7 protein-coding genes are annotated in these 6,567 nt (G+C 41.6%); all 7 read left to right on the top strand.

What is annotated here, in order from left to right; genetic code table 11:
• Positions 1 to 405: hypothetical protein (locus tag HN643_01040; protein MBT7500244.1), on the top strand; the 405-nt coding region annotated here is incomplete at its 5' end.
• 17 nt (positions 406 to 422) lie between these two features.
• Positions 423 to 1,430, top strand: coding sequence for an HD domain-containing protein (locus tag HN643_01035; protein MBT7500243.1), 1,008 nt, complete (start codon positions 423 to 425; stop codon positions 1,428 to 1,430).
• A 200-nt stretch (positions 1,431 to 1,630) separates the two neighbouring features.
• Positions 1,631 to 4,531: a hypothetical protein gene (locus tag HN643_01030; GenBank protein ID MBT7500242.1), complete on the top strand. Its 2,901-nt coding sequence runs from the start codon at positions 1,631 to 1,633 to the stop codon at positions 4,529 to 4,531.
• 247 nt (positions 4,532 to 4,778) lie between these two features.
• Entirely contained in the window at positions 4,779 to 4,934 is a 156-nt protein-coding gene (locus HN643_01025; protein ID MBT7500241.1) for a hypothetical protein, read from the top strand.
• A 2-nt stretch (positions 4,935 to 4,936) separates the two neighbouring features.
• Positions 4,937 to 5,215 (top strand): hypothetical protein, encoded by a 279-nt coding sequence (locus tag HN643_01020; protein MBT7500240.1) that lies wholly within the window; start codon positions 4,937 to 4,939, stop codon positions 5,213 to 5,215.
• A 215-nt stretch (positions 5,216 to 5,430) separates the two neighbouring features.
• Complete coding sequence (locus tag HN643_01015; GenBank protein MBT7500239.1) at positions 5,431 to 5,811, top strand: four helix bundle protein; 381 nt, start codon at positions 5,431 to 5,433, stop codon at positions 5,809 to 5,811.
• A 66-nt stretch (positions 5,812 to 5,877) separates the two neighbouring features.
• The gene (gene lexA / locus HN643_01010; GenBank protein MBT7500238.1) at positions 5,878 to 6,480 is read left to right on the top strand and encodes a transcriptional repressor LexA; all 603 of its coding nucleotides are present in this window, start codon (positions 5,878 to 5,880) and stop codon (positions 6,478 to 6,480) included.
• Positions 6,481 to 6,567: the final 87 nt, after the last annotated feature.

The raw sequence follows: 6,567 nt of genomic DNA, 5'->3' as shown, positions 1-6,567 counted from the left end.
CCGGCCCTGGATGTGGTGATTAATTACACCATGCCGGAAAACGGTATTGCAATGATTCAGCGGGCTGGTCGAGCTGGTAGAACTGGTGTGGGCTTGGTTTGTTATTTAATCATGCAAAATTCCAATGACACCAGTTTGTTTTTTGCTGCCAAGGCAGAAATAAAAAGAATGGACGTGGAAATGCGTCGTATTATAAAGATCCAGGAAATGGAATTAGCAGGTTTGGATGTTTTTGGTATGCGTGCGCAGGAGCAGGAATTACTATTTGATTACGATGAGGCACCTGATATTGATGATGAGTTGGTTCAACTTAGTAAGCATAAACGTCCGACTAAAGGACGAGTACGTACTCGCAGGCCGAAAGTTAAACAGCCAGAGTTATTTCCAATTAAACAGTGGGAATAATTTACAGGGGGTTGGAAATGAAGAAAGTTCTGTCCCAGTTTTCAGGCAAGCATAAGTCTGAAAATGGTTGGGTTGATAGTTTACTTGGTCAAGTTGGTCGCAGAATTTATGAGCGGTTCATGGTTTATGAGCCACCAAGTGTGAGACGAACCAGAAACGGAGATAGTAGTTATTTGACCGTTACAGTTGGTGATAAAACTGGTCAAGTTGAGCTCAGGGTTTGGCAAATACCGATCATGGAAGAGGGAAAAGCTATAGGTATGTTTGATGTAGGCCAAGTTTATGCAATTACTGCGCAGGTTGATCAGTTCAAGGACAAGGTTCAATTGTCAATGAACTGGCCTGAGAAAAAGGGCAACTGGCCACGAGTTTGTCAGCAGACTGATGATTTAGATCAAACTGAGTGGTTTGACGAGGACTTTGATCAAATTCCAGATGGTTGGACACAGTTATCGGTTGAAGAGATGTGGACCTATCTTGGATTGGTTATTTCTCAGATTCAACATGTTGGTTTCAAAAAACTACTCCAATTAATTTTGATGGAAAATGAAAACGCGTTTAAACGTTGGCCAGCAGGCAAGTGGTATCACCATGCTTATTATGGTGGACTTTTGCAACATGTTTACGAAATGCTGCGTGGCGCAGAATTGATGGCTGAACTTTATCCAGCGCTAGATTTGGATTTACTGAATACTGCTATAATTCTGCATGATTTTGGTAAATTGAAGGATTACCAGCTTACTTTGCAAATTGAATATAATCAACGTACTGGCTTTAATGTTGGTCATATGACTAATGCTATTTTGTTGATTGATCGCACAATTCGTTTGCACTCTTTGAAAATTAACGAGGAGGAACAGGCGGACTTATGTCATTTGATAAATGCGCATCACGGTGAAGTTGAATCAGGCTTTGGTTCTTCGGTAAGTCCAAATTTGCCAGAAGCTGTTGTTCTTCACCATTTAGATTTAGTATCTTCCAAAACCAATGGCGTATTTTTAACTAAAATGCGTGAAAATCGGTAAATTTAACATACACGAGCTATGTAAAGTAGCTCGTTTTTTTTTATTCTAAAATTAGCAAATTAAATGCTGTTGACATTAGTGATTAATTGTAGTAAATTAATATGAACTTTGAAAATTAGAAAAACTGCTATTTTTGGGGTATTTGCCCTTAATATGTAACGTTTTGTTGGAGGCCTAGATTAACAATGAGGAGGAATCGAATGGCTGATCCTAGTGGAAGACGTAATTTAGTTTTGACTCCGAATGAGTTTGCGCATATTCAAGATGCCAATTCAGGGTCAATTGACACAGTCGTAGGACCGTCAAACATCACGCTGGGTGATAATGATATCCCAGTAAAGTTCAATCCCAAGACGAAACGATTCGAGGAAGTAGTAACAGAAGCAGTTCGGCAGAGGTTAATCACTGCGCCGGCTGGCTGGTATGTGGTGCTGTACAATCCTGCGGCCAATGATAATCATCCGCAGACTGGAAAAAAGAACAACGCCGTAGATTTGAGCGTTGGTAAACGCATCGTAGTTCAGGGCCCGAGCAATTTTGCTCTGTGGCCTGGCCAGTGGTCTGATGTGATTGAAGGTCACCGACTGCGCACCAATGAGTATTTGGTTGCCGAAGTGTACGATGCCGAAGCTGCTACTGCTAATTGGAAAGAAGCGCAGCTGCAGGAAAGTACCACCATTACTGGTAGTGATACCGGTAAAGATGATGGTAATAGCGATCAGGATGATGAATCAGGTGGTGAAGCAAGTGATGCTGGGACTGATTCAGCTGAGACGTCAAAAAAGACGACCAAGAAGAAGGAAACTCCCAAGGTTGCCAAGAAGCAGCGTAGTTCCATGGATCGGGCCCTTGAAGAGGGTTTGACCAATGGCAAGCTGGTAGTTATTCGAGGAACTGAGGTTGCTTTCTTTATTCCGCCGACAGGTGTTAGGGTTGTACGAGACAATTCAACCGGTTCATTTGTGCGTAAGGCTGTGTCACTGGAAAAGCTGGAATATGCTATTCTGCTTGATGAAAGTGGTGACAAGGAATATGCCAAGGGACCCCAGGTTGTTTTCCCCAGGCCTACTCAGAACTTTGTGGAAAAGGACGGCAAGAACAAGTTCCGGGCTTATGAACTGGATGCTCGTAAGGGTATCTATGTTAAGGTCATTGAGGCTTATGAGGGAGAGGATTACAAGAAGCCCGGTTCTCAGCGTCAGTACACACAGGGTCAAGAGCTGTTCATTACTGGCGATGGTATGATTTACTTCCCGCGCAAAGAGCATTCTATCATCAAGTATGGTGAAGAAGAAATGCACTATGCAATCGCCATTCCCGAAGGTCAGTCTCGTTACGTGCTGAACCGAGAGACTGGTGAGGTTGCTCTGGTTATGGGACCCAAGATGTTCTTGCCAGATCCTCGTAAGGAAGTGGTAACTCGTCGGATATTGTCCGATAAGGAGTGCCAGCTCTACTATCCTGGGAACAAGGAGTCTTTGCGCATCAATCAGGAGTTACGAGCCAAAACCGCTGGTATGCCAGCGGAGTCTATGGCCGCCATGGTTACTCGTGAATCTGAAAGGGTTCATAAGCAAGCTTTGTCTGGTGGTGTTGAATCTGATCTCAGGTTACGCCAGTTTACTTCTGACGCTCATAAGGGCTTTGGCGGTGATGAGTTCGCTCGTGATATCGATTTCACGCCGCCGCGGACGGTTATCCTGGACACCAAATATCAGGGTGGCGTCTTGGTCAAGCCTTCTACTAACTTCGCAATCAAGGTTGTTGATTGTGAGGGGAAGAGTAGAGTTGTTGTTGGCCCAGCTTCAATTACTCTGGAATACGATGAAGAGTTGGAGCATATGGCTTTGTCTATGGGGAAGCCCAAGACTACGGATAGGCTGTTGCCAACTGTGTATCTATGTATTCATGGCAACAAGGTTAGCGACATCATTGAGGTCGTGACCAGTGATCTGGTGAGAGCCAGCATGAAACTTAGTTATCGAGTAAATTTCGAAGCTGAAGACCCTGAGGATCAGATCAAGTGGTTTGCAGTTGACAACTATGTTAAATTCCTGTGTGATCACGTACGTAGCGTGATCAAGGGTGTAGCCAAGGGCTTTACCATTTCGGAATTTGAAGCTGGTTACACGGAGATTATCCGTGACGCCATTCTGGGCAAAAAGGTTGACGGTGAAGATCGCAAGGGAATGTTCTTTGATGAGAACAACATGCGTATCTACGATGTCGACCTGCTCAAGGTGACAGTTATTGATCCTGAAATCCAGCGTATGCTGGATGAGGCGCGGTTTGACATTGTTCAGCAAAACCTGAAGTTGGAACGCAAGCAGCGTACAGTCGTGGCAACTGAAGCCTTACAGGTGCTGAGTCGAAAGGAGTTAGTTGCCGTACGTGAAACTGAAAAAGCTGAGCATGACGCCTCGATGGAAAGGTTGAACGAAAAAACCATTGAGGACAGTGGTGAAGCTGAGGCAGTGCGTCATCTGCGTACTGAAGAGCTTGAGCATGCTCGTGAGCAGGCAGGAACTGAGCAGGATCACAAACACAAGCTGATTGAAGCCAGTAGCGAGTTTGAGGCTGCCAAGAGAAAGGCTGAGTTACAGCGTGATCTTGATCTCAAGAGGACACAGCAGGAAGCTGACCTTACTCGAAGCAAGGATCGTCAGACAGCTGAGCTGGCTCTAACTGAGGCAAAGTTGGTTGCTCAGCAGTCAGATCTGGAAGTGGAGAAGCTTCTTTCTGCAGAGCGTCTGCTGATTAAGCAGGCAGACCAGGAGCAATCTGTAGCGTACCAGGGCGAGCTACAGGCACTGGCTGAGCGTATTCATGCCGCCAAGGTTGAAGCCGCAGTCAAGGTTGCTGAGGTCATGAAGGGCGATGTTGCTGCAGCTATCAATCGCTTGGGTGATGTGGAAGTTGCCAAGATGGTTGCCAAGGAATTTGGTGATTTAGCTGTTCTGGAAGGTCAGTCCGGATTGGCGATTGCGCATCGTTTGGTTGATGGCCTGGGCGACGCAGCCAAGGTCTTGCCAGCATTGGCTAGGTTCTTGCCCAAGGGCGATGCTGCAGACGCAGCAGCAGAATTGGATAAGACTGAGTAATTAAAACACACCCCTCACTTTCAAAGAAAGTGAGGGGTTTTTATTTCTAAATTCATGGGGATAACGGGGTGTATTAAGGGAAAATTAATTGTTGGGTTTGGTTATTGAAAATTGGTCATTGATTGTTATTTGGAGAATTGATATATTGGTCATTAATTTGTAGTATTGACAGCTATGTTTTATTTTGTTAATATTAGATGATTGCCATGCTTATGGATTTTATGTATAATGATTAATGAAAGAGAATATGTTTAAATTTAATGCCGAACAACCTAGAACTGAAACAGAATTCCCAGCTAAAGAGTTGGCGGGTGTTTTGGGGAACTTAACGGCAGAAGAACAAGAGTTGGCCAAAGCTTTATTCACAGGAAGTTCAAATTTTTTAATGGATAATATTGAATAATTATGAATGATGATCAAGTAAACAAAGTTGAATCTTTGTTAACAAAATCCGAACTTGATAATCGTTCGCAGGAATTAATGCGACAATTTTTTAATTCTATTGCTGAGCAACCACAGTTTTCTAAGATTATGGATTTGCTGGAGCGATTTCCTGGTTTGTTTGAAAATTTTTGTAAATGCTTTCAGATCAAAAAAGATTTTCTTCAACAAGGAAAAACGGAGGCTGAATGGAACAAGTTTATTTCTACTGAAAAAGATGTATTTGATAAATTAGACGATTAAGATATAAAAGGCTTGCCCTGAAGTCATACGAGTGTTATGAGTATGTACTTCTGGGGCTTTTTTTGTTTTTAAAAGTTATCCACAGCTAATCATTGACGTTCGGTTTCTGTTCGGTATAATGGTAGTAGATGCGAACAGAAACCGAACTATAAAATAAAATTTTCAATTTACAATTTCTAATTTACAGTAAATTTTCAATGATAAAATTTTCAAATATGATTACTGATAATAACAAAAAAAATAATAAATATGATTTAGAAGAAAGAACTGCCAAGTTCGGCGAGGATATTATTGATTTGTGCCAGAATATACAACAATGTTTTATGAATCGTCCAATATTGAACCAGCTGCTTCGTTCAGGAACTTCTATTGGGGCGAATTATATGGAAGCAAATGGTGCTAGTTCAAAAAAAGATTTTCGTAATAAAATTTATATTTGTAAAAAGGAAGCGCAGGAAACAAAGCATTGGTTACGTATGATGAAGAAGGCTGTTTCTAGTAGAAAACAAAAAATAGAGTATTTAGCAAATGAAGTCCAAGAATTAGTATTTATTTTTCAAAAGATAACTAGTTCTTTGGATGGTAAAAAGGTTTGAAAATTGAAAATTACAAATTTAATGAAAATTGAAAAATTGGAAATTATAAATTAAACATCAACTCGTATGACTTTAACTAAGAGACAATCAGAAATACTTAACTTCGTGAAAAGTTTCATGCAAGACTATGATTATTCACCAAGTTATAGAGAGATTGCCGAAGGTATGGGGTTATCCTCTCCAGCGACTGTACATCAACATTTACAGACATTGAAAAGTAAGGGATATCTAGATTTAAGTTCTGATACACCAAGGGGGATTGGATTGACATCAAAAGTTATGCAACTCAGTAAGTCAATTGAATTACCACTAGTTGGACTAATTACCGCTGGTCAACCAATTGAAGCTGTCGAAGATCATGAAACTATGGCAGTCCCAGCAGATTTAGTTCCAGATGAGAATGCATTTGTCTTAAAAGTCAGCGGGGAGTCGATGATTGAAGAAGGAATTTTGGACGGTGATTTCGTAGTTGTTGAAAGAAATCATTCTCCAAGAAATGGAGACGTGGTAGTAGCTCTTTTGAATAATGCTTTTGCTACTCTAAAGAAATTTTATCGAGAAACTAATCGGATTCGACTACAACCAGCAAATGCTACCATGAAACCTATTTATTGCAAAGATGTTGCAATTCGTGGAGTAGTTAGAGCCATTATTCGTAAATTCGCCTAGGTTATTACAAGTTACTCATTATCCCGACGGAAGGAGGGATCCCGATAATCAGCTTTGCTGATTTATCGGGACTAATTACCAATTACT

This window comes from Candidatus Falkowbacteria bacterium, assembly GCA_018674305.1.
In the GTDB taxonomy this organism is placed as follows: Bacteria; Patescibacteriota; Patescibacteriia; order UBA11705; family JABHMO01; genus JABMRF01.
This window is presented reverse-complemented; position numbering and strand designations above follow the sequence as displayed.